The sequence below is a fragment of the Acinetobacter sp. CIP 102529 genome (assembly GCF_000368325.1).
GTDB classification, from domain to species: Bacteria; Pseudomonadota; Gammaproteobacteria; order Pseudomonadales; family Moraxellaceae; genus Acinetobacter; species Acinetobacter parvus.
The window spans coordinates 1,327,220-1,344,635 of record NZ_KB849355.1; the positions used below are offsets into that span (position 1 = coordinate 1,327,220).

Annotated in this window: 15 protein-coding genes, 1 tRNA gene and 1 pseudogene; 8 read left to right on the forward strand and 9 right to left on the reverse strand. The window is 40.7% G+C overall.

Going from position 1 to position 17,416, the window contains the following annotated elements; translation table 11 throughout:
* Window positions 1–12 precede the first annotated feature (12 nt).
* A pseudogene (locus F972_RS11670) lies at window positions 13–891 on the forward strand (IS3-like element ISAba14 family transposase); the annotation flags it as partial.
* A gap of 47 nt (window positions 892–938) precedes the next feature.
* Window positions 939–1,373: an SGNH hydrolase domain-containing protein gene (locus tag F972_RS11675; RefSeq protein ID WP_004675542.1), complete on the forward strand. Its 435-nt coding sequence runs from the start codon at window positions 939–941 to the stop codon at window positions 1,371–1,373.
* A gap of 16 nt (window positions 1,374–1,389) precedes the next feature.
* Here F972_RS11675 and F972_RS11680 read toward each other — a convergent pair whose 3' ends face one another.
* From F972_RS11680 to F972_RS11720, 9 genes are all read right to left on the reverse strand, one after another.
* The gene (locus F972_RS11680) at window positions 1,390–2,301 is read right to left on the reverse strand and encodes a capsular polysaccharide synthesis protein (protein WP_004675540.1); all 912 of its coding nucleotides are present in this window, start codon (window positions 2,299–2,301) and stop codon (window positions 1,390–1,392) included.
* A 61-nt stretch (window positions 2,302–2,362) separates the two neighbouring features.
* A complete protein-coding gene (locus F972_RS11685; RefSeq protein ID WP_004675538.1) occupies window positions 2,363–3,121 on the reverse strand; it encodes a glycosyltransferase family 25 protein in 759 nt (252 codons plus the stop codon).
* A gap of 15 nt (window positions 3,122–3,136) precedes the next feature.
* The gene (locus F972_RS11690) at window positions 3,137–4,132 is read right to left on the reverse strand and encodes a Stealth CR1 domain-containing protein (RefSeq protein WP_004675536.1); all 996 of its coding nucleotides are present in this window, start codon (window positions 4,130–4,132) and stop codon (window positions 3,137–3,139) included.
* Window positions 4,133–4,163: 31 nt separating this feature from the next.
* Window positions 4,164–4,922 carry a hypothetical protein gene (locus F972_RS11695; protein ID WP_004675534.1) on the reverse strand — a complete coding sequence of 253 codons (759 nt, stop codon included), beginning with the start codon at window positions 4,920–4,922 and terminating at the stop codon, window positions 4,164–4,166.
* 6 nt (window positions 4,923–4,928) lie between these two features.
* On the reverse strand, window positions 4,929–5,549 hold the full coding sequence (locus F972_RS11700; RefSeq protein ID WP_004675532.1) for a 2OG-Fe(II) oxygenase: 621 nt from the start codon (window positions 5,547–5,549) through the stop codon (window positions 4,929–4,931).
* Window positions 5,550–5,660: 111 nt separating this feature from the next.
* Window positions 5,661–6,821 carry a nucleotide sugar dehydrogenase gene (locus F972_RS11705; RefSeq protein WP_004757172.1) on the reverse strand — a complete coding sequence of 387 codons (1,161 nt, stop codon included), beginning with the start codon at window positions 6,819–6,821 and terminating at the stop codon, window positions 5,661–5,663.
* Between the two features lie 137 nt (window positions 6,822–6,958).
* A complete protein-coding gene (locus F972_RS11710) occupies window positions 6,959–7,885 on the reverse strand; it encodes a branched-chain amino acid transaminase (RefSeq protein ID WP_004675528.1) in 927 nt (308 codons plus the stop codon).
* Between the two features lie 101 nt (window positions 7,886–7,986).
* On the reverse strand, window positions 7,987–10,737 hold the full coding sequence (gene glnE, locus F972_RS11715; RefSeq protein WP_034423058.1) for a bifunctional [glutamate--ammonia ligase]-adenylyl-L-tyrosine phosphorylase/[glutamate--ammonia-ligase] adenylyltransferase: 2,751 nt from the start codon (window positions 10,735–10,737) through the stop codon (window positions 7,987–7,989).
* Window positions 10,738–10,810: 73 nt separating this feature from the next.
* On the reverse strand, window positions 10,811–12,082 hold the full coding sequence (locus tag F972_RS11720; protein WP_004683160.1) for a sensor histidine kinase: 1,272 nt from the start codon (window positions 12,080–12,082) through the stop codon (window positions 10,811–10,813).
* Between the two features lie 314 nt (window positions 12,083–12,396).
* On the opposite strand from F972_RS11720, the gene F972_RS11725 reads away from it, so the two are divergent.
* The 6 genes from F972_RS11725 to yajC all read left to right on the forward strand — a co-directional run bounded on the left by F972_RS11725 (window position 12,397) and on the right by yajC (window position 17,382).
* Window positions 12,397–12,483, forward strand: a tRNA-Leu gene (locus F972_RS11725).
* Window positions 12,484–12,584: 101 nt separating this feature from the next.
* The gene (queA, locus tag F972_RS11730; RefSeq protein WP_004769838.1) at window positions 12,585–13,622 is read left to right on the forward strand and encodes a tRNA preQ1(34) S-adenosylmethionine ribosyltransferase-isomerase QueA; all 1,038 of its coding nucleotides are present in this window, start codon (window positions 12,585–12,587) and stop codon (window positions 13,620–13,622) included.
* Between the two features lie 177 nt (window positions 13,623–13,799).
* Entirely contained in the window at window positions 13,800–14,825 is a 1,026-nt protein-coding gene (locus F972_RS11735) for a hypothetical protein (RefSeq protein WP_004769840.1), read from the forward strand.
* 31 nt (window positions 14,826–14,856) lie between these two features.
* On the forward strand, window positions 14,857–15,426 hold the full coding sequence (locus F972_RS11740) for a LemA family protein (RefSeq protein ID WP_004769843.1): 570 nt from the start codon (window positions 14,857–14,859) through the stop codon (window positions 15,424–15,426).
* Between the two features lie 386 nt (window positions 15,427–15,812).
* Window positions 15,813–16,943: a tRNA guanosine(34) transglycosylase Tgt gene (tgt, locus tag F972_RS11745; RefSeq protein ID WP_004757168.1), complete on the forward strand. Its 1,131-nt coding sequence runs from the start codon at window positions 15,813–15,815 to the stop codon at window positions 16,941–16,943.
* 109 nt (window positions 16,944–17,052) lie between these two features.
* Complete coding sequence (gene yajC / locus F972_RS11750; RefSeq protein WP_004675516.1) at window positions 17,053–17,382, forward strand: preprotein translocase subunit YajC; 330 nt, start codon at window positions 17,053–17,055, stop codon at window positions 17,380–17,382.
* The last annotated feature ends 34 nt before the right edge of the window (window positions 17,383–17,416 follow it).

The window sequence follows — 17,416 nt, forward strand, 5'->3', positions numbered from 1 at the left end:
ATTAGAAATTGATTTTTTAGAAGGTGTGTTGAAGAAACTGGGCCGCTTCAACCACAAAAGTTAATCGACGACTCACTTCAGATTTCAGTATCTAAGCAAGCTAAGCTGCTGAAAGTCTCCCGTGGTTGTTATTATTATCGCCCAAAACCTGTTAGCTCATCAGATCTGAAGCTGATGCGATGTATTGATGAATTACATATGCAATATCCTTTTGCAGGCAGTCGTATGATGCGTGATTTGTTGAATCGTCAAGGGCATCATATAGGACGACGTCATACACGTACTTTAATGAAGAAAATGGGTATTCAGGCATTATATTGCAAACCAAATTTAAGCCAGGCTAATCAAGCTCACCGTAAATATCCATATCTGCTCAAAGGGTTGGCTATTCAGCGCAGTAATCAAGTGTGGTCTACGGATATAACGTATATCCCTATGGCAAAAGGCTTTGTTTATTTATGTGCTGTGATTGATTGGCATAGCCGCAAGGTACTTGCGCATAGGGTATCGATTAGTATGGAGGTGGATTTTTGTATTTCGGTTTTAAATGAAGCGATTGAAAAATATGGATCACCTGAAATATTGAATACAGACCAAGGCAGTCAGTTCACCAGTGATGCATTTATTGATGTATTGAAATCAAATGGCATTCAAATCAGTATGGATGGTAAAGGTCGATGGGTAGATAATGTGATGGTTGAACGATTATGGCGGAGCGTTAAATATGAAGAGGTGTATCTCAAAGCTTATAGCAGTGTCACAGATGCGAAAAAGCAATTAAGTGCATATTTTGAGTTTTATAATTTGAAACGACCTCATTCGAGTCTAGACAAAATGACACCAAATGAGTTTTACTATGATCAGCTACCCCAACAAAACAAGGTGGCTTAACTAGAGCGGAATATCACTTATAAATACGCTTTTAGTTGTTCAAACAAGTGGGACCACCTCTGTCTGACATCGTACAGCAAAACCAGCAAAATGGTTTTTCTGAATTACTTAAGGTCGCTGAAAAACATCATAAAAAGGTCATCGTAATGTCTGAACCTTATGCTTTTAATAAAAACATCAGCCTACTTTTTAAAAGAGCCATGTGGTTGCATCGAGATCTGAACTTACAAAGTTATATGAATAACCCGAAAGCCACTGAACAAAAACGAGCAACAAAAATCATTAACGAGATCGTAAGCAAGCACCCAAATACAATATTACTCACCCAACAAGAACTATTTAGATCAGATCAAATGGCTACAGATACAATCCCATATTCTCTGGATGGTAGACATATCTCGATCATAGGCTCACTTGCTTCTGCCGAATACTTCGAGCAACAAGCAAAATACGAGACCTTAAAACAATTTATTTGGGAGTAGCCCTTATAAAACTAAATTAAATATCAATTAAAGACCCTTCAAAATACATCCCTTTATTATAGAACTGGCATAAATAGTTACGCTCTTTCCCTGCCAGTTTTATCAATTTAGGATGTTCATCGGCTGGATAATTAATCGCCATGTTAATTAATATTTTTTCTTTAACCCATCTGTTTTTGACTTGGTAATAGAATGCATTTTCATCACAATCAATCAAGCTAATACTCGGAAAATTTTTTCTCATAATCTTTTGGCAAGCAACATATGCCACCAAATATTCTAAATTACTGATCTGTTGAAAAATGTCCTTTGTATTTGATTCAGTTGCCTTAATATTCTGAATATACTTTTTAGGTGTTTGTTGAATTGCTAAATATAATTCTTCATACCATTGTTTAAAGAAAATATTATGACCCACGCTTGCTAATAACCAATTTTCTAACACAGGGAAATTCAAATTAGTAGTATTTTTACGACGGTAATAAGCAAAATTCGCGGTCTTTTTTTCAACCATAAGCTCCGAAATCCAGTCGAGACGGTCATATAGGATGATACTTGCATCCAGCCAAATCCCTCCATGATTGTACATTAGATCAAATCTAAGTAAATCAGCTTTTTGCTGGGCCGTTGCATCTTTAAGTTGGCTAAAATCAATATGACTATATTGATTAACATTCTCTGGATTAAGTACAAAAACCTCATATTCAGGATTCTTCTCACGCATCCGATCAATGCATTTCTCAACAAACTCAGGAATATCGTTTTCCCAATACATCCATAACTTTTTTGGTAAAACTATAGTTTCCTCTGTTTGATTAAATGTGAGTAACCCAGCATAGTTATCAATTTTTTTGTTTTTATGCCTAATTTTATACGAATACATCAAATGAAATTTCACTAGATAAAACAATTTCTTAAAGATTTTCATTTAAATACTCAGCTATAAAATGAATACATTAAAGGACTTTTTACTCGCATAATTACAGCGTTTAAGAGAGTAAATTCCTAATCGCATAAAAACGGTCACGCCACATTCTTTTCTGCTTCTTAAAACCATGTGAAGCACTTCTATTTTCCAGTGCTTTGCGCTTAATACCCTGTGTTGCCACAGTGCCTAAAATATCACTATCAATCCCAGCAGGCTGAACAAAAGGCTGCCACACCCCCAATCCTTTGCCATTTTTACTTAACCAGCTTTGAAAAAAGATATCGACTGGCACTTGCATGGTTTTACCAAGCTCAACAAATGCCTCAGCACCTGCTCTTGACCATACTAATCCTACACCACGGATGGGAAAGTAATAAGCATGCCAGATTGTATAACCATCAATCTGAACGATGTCTTTTGCCAATTTCTTCTTTTTTGCAGCAAGATTCACCACATACCATTCGAGTTCTTTATGCTGATCAAGATAGCTGATTAATGAATTAAGCTTTTGTTTAAAGTTTGGTAATACTTGAATATCATCTTCAAGGACAACAAGATAATCCGCATCCGTTTCTAAAAATTTTTTAGCACAACCATAATGGCTGAGATAGCACCCCAACTCAGAACTAATTAAACTACGACCTAATATTTTTTGGGCTGCTGCATCATCATAATTTTCAAATTCGGATAATGCTTTACCACGCCCATCATAAGCAGGGAAACGAGAAAATGCCCAACCCGCTTGTTGCAACTGAGCTGTCGCATTTGCTAAACGCTGATCACTACCCTCTAGATTTATGAGATAAGTAACAACTTTCATCCGATCTTCCTTTGCTTATCCTGCTATCGTCGCTTGGATCTGACTAGGCAAAACATCTTTAAATTTATGAATAAGTGCATGGCGTATATGCTGTTCATCATTCTGTTGCAGTTGGTCCAAACTTTGGATACAACCAAATTTAATATCAGGATTTGATAGAGCCTGAGTAAACGACTCTAAATCACGATGATCTTTTAAATAAGCGATTTCAACATCATCGTTGAGAATTGCTTGGTCATTTTTAATCGCTAGGTGATTAGATAAACCTACAGGTAATATCTGATCGATATTCCTAAATTTAAAGCTAATTTGCTTCTGTAATTGTTGCATATTTTTTTCAAAATAATTGCATAGAAGTATCCGACTCAAGATATGCGGACGATGGTGAATCTCAAAATATTGAGACATGCCAACACAATCTGCACTTAACATTTGCGCCATTGTATATGAGGGTTGTGCCAGTTTTCCAAATTTATTTTGCACAAACTTTCTAACAATATATTTGATTTTTTTTACTAGATTACTTTCCCAATGCCCATACATCACCATTTGACTATCAATTAAAAAGTCTTGTAGATCAGAGGGTTGATTAAAGAAGAAATCATCATTTAAATAAATAAAATAATCTGAAATACTCGGTATATTCCAAAGCATCGTTTCAATACTTAAAGAATTAAACGTCGGCAATGCAAATTCGTATCCTCTAAACAACTCCGTGTGGTCGACCACTCTAATCTTGCCTTTCTCACAGAGATTCTGCTGCTCAAACTGATCCAGCCATTGTGGTGTTTGTTGATCAGTGACTACATAAATTTTCCCGCAATACGGTACAAATTTGAGTATGGAGGCAATACAGAAATAAATTTCATCATTACTCGCAAAACGCGTTGCATCTAAAGCATTTGACGGTGCAGTTTGATTTATAAATTGTTGACGCTTGTTTTTTAACTTAGGATCATTTCCATCCACCCAAGCAATTACGATATCAATAGGTTGTATTGTATCTTTCATAAATCAAACTCTTGTAATGATGTCGTCTTACTTACTGCCAAGACTCTTTGATCCAATCAGAAGGCAATACATAGCGATACCACTTACCACCACCACCAGAAACTGCATCAGGTGGATTAATTTCGCCATGGAAAATAATAATTTTGGCATCTTTAGGTTTTACAGGCGGCTTAAAATACGCCAATGGAATTTTTTGCAGACAATGATATTTATAGCTCTTACACCAGGCATCATTCCAATAACTAAGTGTACTATGCTCATGTACAAACCAAGAAAGATATTCTTGTTCATTGCGGAATTTCTGCCGAATTTCATCAAAATGTTTGCGAAAATACGGCAATATTTCAGGAAAAGCACCGAGTTTAAAACGATACACCGAGCTATTACCGGTAATACGCCACGGACGTTTCCAATCATGAATGATGAAAAATTCACCTTGTTCTTGGAAAAAGCAGTCAATATTATCGACAATCACCACATCTAAATCTAAAAATAAAGCATCGCCTTTTAGTCCATATAAATCTGGTTCAAAAGTAGACAGTTTATTCCAACCACGTTCAGGTGCGCCTGCGGGTAAATCCAGCGATGGAATCGGAAAACATTGTACATTCAGGTCAATACCTTCGCTAATATCGGTCAGACAAACCATTTTGAACGGTAAGGTCAGATGGCGCTGTACCATGTTATACAGGCGATTGACGTATTCAGCACCGTATTTGGTTCCCCACTTCATACATATGATAATATTATCCTGTTGAGGTTCTGGTGAGTTTTGCTGAATATTTGACATCTTATATTACCCAAATAATTTTTTAATTTTAGCACTCAACCCATGAACAAAACGATGTTTTGCATTCGCCTTATCACTAGTCAAAAAATTAATTTGAATCGATTGGCGTTGTCCCTCATACGGAACATAACCATGCCAACCATTATCAGTCACCTTAAATGCAACCAGCGTACCTGGACCTGCATTAATTTCTTCTACATAATTTTCTATATTTTTTTCGTCATTCAGGATTCGTAAACGTCCTGTTGGTGCATCCCAAGATTCATTTAGATAAATTAAAATGGTCACTAGTTTAGTTTTAGAATCGGAGTGAATACGACCATCTTTTTGACGAGAATAACCACGTAAAGTAATCATCATTGGATGTTCCATGACATCCACATCAAACTTTTCAGTCAAAATTTGACGAAACTCTTTACAATCTAGTGACTTCAAAAACCGATCAAAATGCGGTTTGAGTTCAACATCATTAATGTTATAGCTCCCACCCTGCTCAATCTTTGGAAAGTCCTGTATCACAGATTGAACTTCACTATCTTGTAACGCATTTTCCACAACAAAATATGGATAAGGTGAAGTAGAAACCCCCGCTTCTTTTAAAGCATCTAATTTTAAAATATGAGCCATAGTTATAATTCAACTGAATGGTATAGTTGCGAGGAATTATAACGTAAAAAAGTCATTTATGTTACGTGGACAAGAGCAATCAATAAAATTCCTATGCACGACATATACACGTCAATTCACCCCAAACAAGTCTCTGGTATAGATCTTTTCCATCACATCACTGAACATAGGCACCATCCGATTGACAATGATGAGATCAGACAGTGATTTAAACTTTTGTAGACTGGACTCAACAGGATGACCTAGATACTCACTTACATCCAGAGTTGGTTCATAAATAACAATTTTCACTCCCTGATCAGCCAGTCCCTGCAAAACATCATGTACCGCAGATTCCCTGAAATTATCGGAATCAGCTTTCATGGTGAGTCTGTAGATGCCAACACAGGATACATCTCGTCTTAAAATATCATCCACAATCGCCTGCTTACGGGTTTGGTTGGATCGGATAATGGCTGAAATCAACTCTTGTGGTGTTTCATGATAATTGGCAAGCAACTGCTTGGTATCTTTTGGCAGACAATAACCACCATAGCCGAAAGATGGATTGTTATAGTGATCACCAATACGTTGATCTAAACCCACGCCCGTAACAATGTCCAAAGTACTTAATCTGTTTTTTAAGCAATAGGTATCCAGTTCATTGAAGAAAGCCACACGCATGGCTAAGTAAGTATTGGAAAATAGTTTAATCGCCTCGGCTTCTGTCGAATCCACACATAGAATCACTGCATCTTTTTTAATGCTTGCCTTAAGATAGAGCTTGGCTATCTTTTCAGCCCGCTTTGACTTTTCCCCCACAACAATTCTTGATGGATATAAATTATCCTGTAGCGCCTGCCCCTCCCTCAGAAACTCAGGAGAAAAGATCAGGTTTTTAAGACCTAAACGTTTGGATAGCTCAGCCGTATAGCCAACTGGAATGGTCGATTTTAAAACAATCAAGGCTTTGGGGTTAATTGCCTGAATATCAGCAATCACGTTTTCTATACTTGAGGTGTCAAAATAATTGGTTTCAGAATTATAGTTGGTTGGTGTTGCGATAATGATCAGCTTGGCATGTTGATAAGCCAGCGCTTTATCACAAGTTGCATCAAGGTTAGATTCGGATAGATAGTTTTGAATACAGGAATCACTGATCGGTGAAATTCGCTGGTTAATATTTTTCACTCTAGCCTGGTCAATATCAAGCACAGTGACATCGTGTTGTCTTGAAAATAATAATGCATTTGATAGGCCCACATAGCCTGCTCCAACCACCGTAATTTTCATTATTGCTCTATTTTGCTTCGCTTTAGAGACAACTTAGTTCAGTTAAATGAAAGATTGATGATGCTTTGATTGCAGTCTATTGACAATTTGGCAATAAAAAAGCGAAGCCTAAGCCTCGCTCTTTCAAACATTTGGACTTACTTCACATAAGTCAGCCAATCTGCATATTTCTCATTACGACCTTGAACCGCATCAAAGAAAGTCTTCTGAATCACAGTGGTGATCGGACCACGTGAACCACAACCGATTTCACGGTCATCATATTCACGAATTGGTGTCACTTCCGCTGCTGTACCTGTAAAGAATGCTTCATCAGCAATGTAGAACTCATCACGGGTGATGCGGCGTTCGATCACTTCATAGCCAAGGTCTTTGGCAATGGTAATCACGGTTTGACGGGTAATGCCCTCAAGTGCCCCACCAGCCAAATCAGGCGTATGTAACACGCCATCCTTGATTAGGAATACATTCTCACCTGCACCTTGACATACAAAGCCCTGCGGATCAAGCAACATGGCTTCGTCATAACCTGAACGCGCCACTTCCTGATGTGCCAGGATTGACACTGTATAGTTACCACAGGCTTTTGCCTTACACATGGTCACATTTGGATGGTGATGGGTAAATGATGAGGTTTTAACACGAATACCACGTGCCATTGCCTCTTCACCAAGGTATGCACCCCAGCCCCACGCGGCAACCGCAGCATGGATGGTATTGTCAGTTGCGGCAATTCCCAGCTTCTCAGAACCAATCCAGATCAATGGACGCAAGTAGCAAGATGCCAATTTATTTTCACGCACAACGTCGATTTGTGCCTGTTCCAATGTCGCCTGATCAAATGGAACATTCATTTGATAAATTTTTGCTGAATTTAACAAGCGCTTGGTATGGTCTTGTAAACGGAAGATTGCAGTACCATTTGGGGTTTCATAAGCACGGACACCTTCAAAAACACCCATACTGTAGTGCAGTGTGTGTGTTAAGACGTGGATTTTCGCATCACGCCAATCAACCAATTTTCCATCTTGCCAAATAAAACCATCACGATCAGCCAAATTCATGGCACATACTCCAAATTTTTACACAATCATTTTTTGTAACCCCCTTTAATTCCCCCTTGATAAGGGGAAAACAAAAGGGTTTGAATAAAGTTACAAAAAATTTATTCAAAATCTAATGCAATAATTGCACTCGGATCAATTAATCTTTGCCATAACTTGTAAACGATCTCACGGGTATCGTGCCAGTCCGCAGCACTGACTTGCATAGATTGATTTGCAAGGGCTAAACGGTGGCTCTCGGCTCGTTCACGGAGATAAGCTTGTATGAGTGCTGTGGCATCTTCACTGGATAAGCAGCCTGCTTGAGCAGCATCTTCAAGAATTCTTACATTGTCGGAAAAATGGGCGAGATCTGGATTCGTCCCACTCCATGCAAGCACTGCATACTGTGCCATAAATTCGATGTCAACGATACCACCTGAGTCCTGTTTTAAATGAAAAATCCCATGTTTTTTTTGCTCTGTAGATGAACCCAGGTGATCTTTCATTTTTTGACGCATTTTCAGCACTTCCTGACGAACTTCATCTTCATCACGGACTTGGGTCAGAATCTGGCAACGAATCTGTTCAAACTGCTGGCATAAATCGGTATCACCCGCGATTGAACGTGCCCGAACCAGTGCCTGATGTTCCCATAGCCATGCGCTTTTTTGCTGATAATGTTCATAGGCTTTCAGACTAGTGACCAACATCCCTGCCTCACCCGAGGGTCTGAGACGTGTATCAATTTCATACACCCGTCCATCCAGCGTTTGCGTGGTCATCAGGGACATAAACTTTTGTGCCACCCGAATGGCGAACTCGGCACCACTAATTCTTTTCTTGCCATCAGTTTCACTTTGTTCCTCAAGGGCATGGATAAACACCAGATCAAGGTCAGAACCATAACCCAGCTCAATCCCACCCAGCTTGCCATAACCAATCACCGCAAAACCTTTGGCATCGAGTCGACAGCGCTGACCATTGATTCCAACAGGATAGCCATGCCGTTCCACAACCGCCTGATAGGCTAAATTTAAAGTTGCCTGAACGCTGACTTCGGCAATATCAGTTAAGGCATCGGAAACTTTCATCAGTGGACTTTCAGCCAGCACATCACTGGCGGCAACAGTCAATACATTGCTCTTTTTGAATAGCCGCAATACCCGCATCTGGTCTTCGACCTGATCAATCTCGATACGCAGTAATTGCTGACGCAATGAATCTTCCAGATCTTTGCGTTGTGGCAAGCCAAAATCCATCGACAAAAATTCATCCAGCAACACTGGATATTGCGCCAGTTCCTCACAAATCCAGGGACTGACGGTTGCCATTTTGACCAGTCGCTGCAAGGCACCACGGCTCTCCATCAACATCACCAAATACACGGTACGGCGCAGCACTGACTCCACCAATGGCATCAAACGTAACAAAGCGACTTGTGGTTGCGGTGACTGTAAGATTGCCTCGATCAAATGCGGCCAGAATTTCTTTAAACGTTCCAGCGCACTGGCTGGGATTTTGCGTAGTGCTTGCCCATGCCAGAAATTTTGAATCAAATTCTTGGCATCTTCATCCAGCACCGTGTTGAGACGCTGTTCCAGTTGTGAAAAATCATCAATCGGTGCAGAAAACTCCTGTTCCTGAATCAGTTGCTTGAACTGAACTTTCACCTTGTCACGCTTCTGGTTCAACACATCGAGAAAGGCTTGCCAATCTGCAAAGCCCAAAGTCTCAATCATGCGCTGCCTTAATTCAGGTTCATTTGGCAGGGACTGGGTTTGCTGATCATTCAATGCCTGAATAGCATGCTCAACCCGTCTTAAAAACAGGTAGGCATCTTCAAGGTCAATCACCGCCTGCTGATCCAGTAATTCAGCCTCACCGAGATGATGTAAATTGACCAGACATTGACGGTCCTGCAACTCACGTTTTGAGCCACCATAAATCAGCTGAAATACTTGGACGATAAATTCAATTTCACGGATACCACCAGCACCAAGTTTAATATCATCCTCAATATTACGGCGCATCACCTCACGTTCGATCATGGCTTTCATTTCACGCATTGCGGCAAAGGCGGAATAATCCACATAACGGCGGAAAACAAATGGACGCGCCATTTCCATCAGTTCAGCGCCTGCCTTGCCACCTGTAATCACCCGTGCCTTGATCCAGGCATAACGCTCCCATTCACGTCCATGCTGGCTTAAATATTTTTCCAGTCCCGTATGGCTAATCGCCAAGGCAGAACCATCCCCCCAAGGACGTAAACGCATATCAACACGGAATACAAAACCATCCGCACTAATGTGATCCAGCAAGTAAATCAGCTTTTGTCCCCAGAGAATGCAGAACTGCTGTACATCTATACATTTACGCCCATTGGTTTCACCCTGTTCATCAAAGGCAAATATCAGGTCAATGTCACTGGAAAGATTCAGCTCCTGCGCACCCAACTTCCCCATACCAATCACAATCAAGTCCTGAACCTGACCTGAATAGCCTATCGGTTCGCCATGTTTGGCAATCAGGGGAACAAGTGCAAATGCCTTGGCTGCACAGATACAGGCATCGGCAAAATCAGAAAGTTCACGGGTCAGGGTAACGACATTGGTGAGTTGATTGGCATCCTGCCAAATCCAGCGAAACATCAGTCTGGCACGTAGAACACGCAAGGCTTTCATCCAGGCCTGCTCATCAGTTAAATCTATGACAGCATGCTGGACTTTCTGGTGGATACTTTCAGTTGAAAGCGAATCAAGAAATTGATCTTCCAAGTAGTCTTGTTCTAATTGTGTCTGGTATAAATTTAAAACTTGCTCAGCATATTGGCTTGCAACCAAGGTTTTTTGTCGCTGTTCCACATTCATATAAAAAAGCTCGACTAATGTCATGTCATCTCAGATCATTTATATCAGTTACGAACTTATCTTTAAATTCTCTTTAGGCTAATTTTACTTTGGTTTTAGGTTGTTCAACACATACATCCATGTGCTCACCTGCGACTGGCAACAGCACCTTAAAGGTGGTTCCCTCACCCTCTTTCGAGCTGACGCTAATTTCGCCATGATTTAAATCGACAAAACGCTTGCACAAGGTCAAGCCTAAGCCTGCACCCTTTTCACCTGCTGTACCTTTTAAGCTGACAGTTAGGCGAGGATGGAACAACTCTGCCATTTGCTCATCGGTCATACCCAAACCTGTATCCTGAATATAAATGGCAACATGGCGACCCTGCTCTTCCGCCCGAATCGACACCACGCCTAAACCATCTATATCGGTAAATTTCAAGGCATTGGACACCAAATTCTGAATCAGGGAAGTGACCATATTCATATCAGCATAAGCCTTGATATGTTCTGGCACATCATTGATCAGGTTTATATTTTTCCTGACCGCAAGCGTCCTTAAAACATCCGTGACAATGGTGGTCACTTGTCTTAACTTAAACTCAATAGGATAAGCGCTAAAGCGTCCACCCTCGGCCATTGACCAATTTAACAGACTTTCCAGCAGGTTATAGGTCGACTGGGCAGTATCATAAAGATAGTCTGCAATATTCTGGACACTTGCCTCATCCAGTGTGTCACGCTCTTTTGCCAGAATCTCGGAAAAACCCAGCAAACCATGAAATGGCGCACGGAGGTCATGGGAAATAATGGAGAAGAACTTGGTTTTACTAAAATTAAGCGCCGCTTCCTGTTGGTATAATTCTTTTAATTCGTCATGGTTAAACTTCAATTCCAGTTGCTGCATGAAACTGACACAATGCGCCTGCAACAATTGTTTTTGTAAGTCAGTAAATTCCTGAGCCGCTTCATCGAATAAAATCACATAACCCAAGGCAGTCTGATTGGGATGTCTGAGTTGCAGGGCGATTGCGGTTTGCGCTTTTCGCTTAAGTGAAGCCAGAAAAGCCAGCAATGTTGGATATTGTGGATGTTTACAGTCAATCAGGTCATCATTCACAAATAAGGTATTTAAGCTCTTGGTAATTTTTGAAGAATCAATCACTTTTAATTTTTCAGGGCAACGATGCCAAAGATAAGGTTCCTGATGAAAAACAAGCAATGCGGTATTGGCCTGCATCAGGTTTCGGTTAAACTGCAAAAATTGCTCAAGCAAGTTTTGTTCTGAAGTTACACCTAAAGAAAGAGAAATTTTACAAGCACTTAACTTATCAGCCTGATGTAATTCTAATAGTTGAATCGCCATGCTCGCCTCTCGAATATTATCGTTATGACATCTATGTAGGTTTTATTTAAAAAAGAATGAGAAAATCATCCCCACTATTAACAAACTTTAACATAAAAGACAATTCTTGATTAGATCAATTCGCAACAAAACGTGACCTTTCAACAAAAATTTATTTCTGCTTATAAAACAAGCAACTTCGCCATCTCTAAACATTTTTATGAAAACACATAAAAAATCTATAAATTGCTCTAAAATTCAACAACTGATCATTATGCATGATTGACAACTGCTTTAAACAGGGTATTATACGCAGCACAAAGCATCGCACTCTTCCCGAGGTGGTGAAATTGGTAGACGCGGCGGACTCAAAATCCGCTGTCAGAGATGACGTGTCGGTTCGAGTCCGACCCTCGGGACCAAGATTTCAAAAACCCCAAACTGGCATTAAAAGTTTGGGGTTTTTTATTTTAGGGATAAACCTTGGAAAGATGCTGTTCTGATTCGATATGGAAAAGAAATTATGCAACTCTCTGACTTCTCTTTTGATCTTCCTGATGAACTGATTGCACGTTATCCATTAGAAAGCCGCAGCGCCTCACGCCTACTGCATATCGACCCACAGGGTCATTACCATGACCATGTCTTTACCGATATCCTGAATTTACTGGAAGATGGTGATTTATTGGTGCTAAATGACACCAAGGTCATGAAGGCACGTTTAAAAGGAAAGCGTGCCACAGGCGGTGCCATTGAAGTTCTGGTTGAACGGATGCTAGATACCCACACCGCTCATTGCCACATTAAGTCAAGCAACTCACCCAAGGCTGGTGCAGAGCTATATATTGGTGAAGATGCCATTCCTGTGACAGTACAGGGTCGCCATGAAAACCTGTTTATCGTTGAGTTTTCACAACCAATTTTATCTGTGCTTGATCAATATGGCCAATTGCCAATTCCCCCCTATTTTAACCGTGAAGCTGAAGAAATTGATACCGAACGTTATCAAACGGTATTTCACGACCCTGAAAAAATTGCCAGTGTAGCAGCCCCAACAGCAAGCCTGCATTTCGACCAAGACCTATTGGAAAAATTGGCAGCCAAAGGTGTGCAAAAAACCTTTGTGACCCTGCATGTCGGTGCTGGGACATTTATGCCTGTACGCACCACCGACATCACCAATCATATTATGCACAGTGAATGGTGTGACGTACCACAGGCAACCATTGACCTGATTTTGGAAACCAAGGCGCGTGGCAATAAAGTCATTGCTGTGGGTACAACCGCAACCCGTGCCCTTGAAAGTGCAGCGCAAGCCAATCAAGGTCAGATTGCAGCATGGACAGGTGATACACAAATCTTTATCTATCCAGGTTATCAATTCTGTATCGTGGATCGACTGATCACCAATTTCCATTTACCAGAATCCACCTTGTTGATGCTGGTTTCAGCCTTATCAAATCGAGAAAATATTTTAGCGGCCTATCAACATGCTGTTGAACAGCGCTATCGTTTCTTTAGTTATGGCGATGCGATGCTGGTTGATAAACTAGAAATTTAAAGAATATAAGGATAGGCTAAATCAAGGTTTAGCCTATTGCTTCATAAAAATAAATTGAATGATAGGAAATTTACTTTGAGATAAACAACAATCAGATTCACATGCCACTTCTTGGTTTATGAAAGTTAAAGCATAATTAAACGATCTTAGCCTTATTACAATGAATTGATCCTCTCCATGCCGATCGACACCGTCCAAGAAGCCCTACATATAAGACGCAAAAAAAATGCCCAGGTTTTTCGCAATATTGCCCGACTTTGGGAGATCGGGCAAAAATCACATAACGATCAGGAATTGCTGGATGCGTTGCATCCTTGGCGTGAGGATCATGGTTTACGCTTTTTTAATGTACTGCCTTATCTATTGGCAATTACCAGTATTAGTACACTCATTTTTGGCTATTTTCTTCATCCCCATATTCAGTTTATCTGGAGTTTTCTGGGGGCTTTTTTAACAGGCTTTTTAGCCTATTTACTCTATGAACCCAAAGAACCATTGACACAGGTCATCAATTATCTGGAACAGCGCATGACTGTATTGCGTTATGGTTTACAGTTTCAACAGTTGCCTGCCTACCTGCCCATACAGGCACAACCCCTTTTGGTGATGAGCAGGTTAAAGCAGTACTTTCCCCTATTTAACCTTGGCACTGAATCTAACGAAATTACGCAATATGCTTCAACTACATGGCATGATGGCATAACAGAACATCAGGTTCTGCTTTTTCAATACCACTACATCAGTGAAATGCCAATTTTTCAGGAAAACAATGAGAAAAAAATCGTAAAAGAAATTCATAAGGATTTGTGGGGGGCTTTTATCTTTCAGATACCTGCGTTGGGTGTCGCGGTGAGCAATCAGCGTTCACGTTTTTTTGCGCCCTATACCAACTCATGGCAAAGCAGCGATATTTTAATCAACCAGAAACTTAAAATTTTCGGTCTTGACCAGCATCAGCTCGCCAAGGAAGTTGGCCCCAGTATGACCTTAAAATTGCATGATTTTTTTGAACATTTTTCAGGTGATTTAATTTATCATCATGAAGAGCAAATTTTGTGTTACCTCGGCGAACAAAACCTTTTCCAAACCGCCAGTAAACGTAGTGAAATTCATGATATTTCAGCATTACGCGGACATTTACGTACCATGACCATGCCGCAATATCAAAAGTTTCAACAACTGATGCTGAATTTAATTAGCTAGTAATCTGGCGATAACAATAAGAGGAATAGCGATGACAGGTTTACTGATCTTTTTGGGGATTTTTGTGGTACTGATTGTATGGGGCGTTTCCATCCGCAACAATATTGTCCGTTATTTCAATGCCACCAAACGCGCTTGGTCTGAAGTTGCAAATTTTGAACGTCAAAAAGTCAAAACGCTAGAAGCCTTAGAGGTAACGCTGGCCCAATACACCCAGTTTGAAAAATCGACACTGGAAAAAGTCACTGAGCTACGTCAACAGATTCTCAATTTAAATGTGAATGACACGGATATTTCCCAGTTACAGCACATTGAAAAAATGAGTAAAGAACTGATCCGTAGCCTCAATGTCGTGGTTGAGAACTACCCTGAACTCAAAGCCGATGCGCTGTATAGCAAGATGATGGATGACATTCAGGAACAAAATGAAAATGTCGGTGCTGCCATTACCATCTTTAACCGTAACGTAGAATTATTTAATAACCAGATCGAGGTGTTCCCCAACAACCTGATCAATACCCTAACCTTATCCAAGAAAACCATTCGCCCGTTTAAGGATAATCTTGCAACTGAAAATTTTGACTATAAACCGAATTTTTAGAATTCCCCTCAGTCCCCCTTTTTCAAAGCAGGATCATCAAGTTCTAATTTTACCCCCTCTAGATCTCCCCCTTATCAGGGGGAGACTTCTCAATAATCCTATAAAGAATTGATTTAAATGGTGTTTCTCCACCTTTTCAAGGGGGAGGCTAGGAGGGGGTTACAGATTGTAGATACCTATGCTTTTTCAAAGGGGGGACTTTTCCACACATCACCAACCAATATTCAGCCACTTCATACAGAAAACTTTTTTATTTTATCCCTCGCTACATTTAGTAGTAGAACTACACGCCATAATCAAGGAAAATAGCCGCTTTTGATCAGCGAACTGTTTTTTCGCCTTGCGCTGCGCTCAAAGCAGTGCTTCGATCTTGCTCAGGATGTGTCATGAAATTTGAAAAATTAGGTCAGTCGGGGCGCGCCCGTCGTGGTCGATTAACGTTAGAGCATGGTGTGGTTGAAACACCTGTGTTTATGCCCGTGGGTACTTACGGTACAGTGAAAGGTATGTTACCTCGTGACATTGAAGAAATTCAGGCACAGATTATTTTGGGAAATACTTTCCATTTATATTTACGTCCTGGCTTGGAAGTGATTAAGGAGCATGGCGGTCTACATCAGTTTATCAAATGGGATAAACCAATTTTGACCGACTCAGGTGGCTTTCAGGTGTTTAGCCTCGGTGCAATGCGTAAAATCAAGGAAGAGGGCGTGACTTTCCGCTCGCCTATCGACGGTTCGAAAGTGTTCCTGTCTCCTGAAATTTCAATGGAGATTCAAAGTGTACTCAATTCAGACATCGTGATGATCTTTGATGAGTGTACACCCTACCCTGCAACCCATGAAGAAGCGCAAAAATCTCTGCAACTGTCTTTGCGTTGGGCAAAACGTTGTAAAACCCACCATCATGATGAACTCAACAATAAAAATGCCTTATTCGGCATTATTCAGGGTGGCATGTACGAAGACCTGCGTGATGAGTCACTCAACGGCCTGTTAGAGGTTGGCTTTGATGGCTATGCAATTGGCGGCCTGTCGGTGGGTGAACCGAAAGAGGAAATGATCAAGGTACTGGATTATTTACCCAACAAAATGCCACAGGATAAACCACGTTATTTGATGGGTGTTGGTAAACCAGAAGACATCGTTGAAGCCGTTCGCCGTGGTGTCGATATGTTCGACTGCGTGATGCCAACTCGTAATGCCCGTAATGGCCATTATTTTGTCACTGATGGTCTGGTCAGAATCCGTAACAGTAAATATCGTCATGATAAAGGACCTTTAGATCCACATTGTGACTGCTACACTTGTAAAAATTTCACCCGTGCCTATTTATATCATTTAGAGAAATGTGGTGAGATGCTGGCCTCCATGCTTGGCACCATCCATAACCTGCGTTACTACCAGCGCCTGACACAGGGCATGCGTGATGCACTGGATAACGGCACATTTGATGACTATGTTCAGGACTTTTATGCGCGTCGTGGACTGGAAGTTCCACCCTGCCCTGAAGACTAATGTGAAGTAAGTGCATCAAGATTTGCGCCTGACCGCAAGACAGGGTACATTGCAAAACGAATTGGAATTTATTGTTAATTTTTTGGCTTTTTAACTTTAGGAAATCGAAATGAGCTTTTTAATTTCTACTGCTCACGCTGCACCAGCGGCTCAGCAAGGTCCTAGCCTGATGGCAAACTTATTGATGATTGCGGTATTTATCGCGATCTTCTATTTCCTGATCTGGAGACCACAGGCGAAACGTGCCAAAGAACATCGTTCTTTGATTGAAAGCCTAGGTGTTGGCAGTGAAATCGTGTTTGCTGGTGGTTTGATGGGGAGAATCACCAAACTTGATGGTGACTTTGCCGTTGTTGAGCTTTCTCGTGGCGTAGAGGTCAAAATCCAGCGTGCCAGTGTCATTTCAGTATTGCCTGAAGGCACTTTAAACAACCTTTAATCATAAGATCGTCGTGCCTCAGCACGACTTTTTC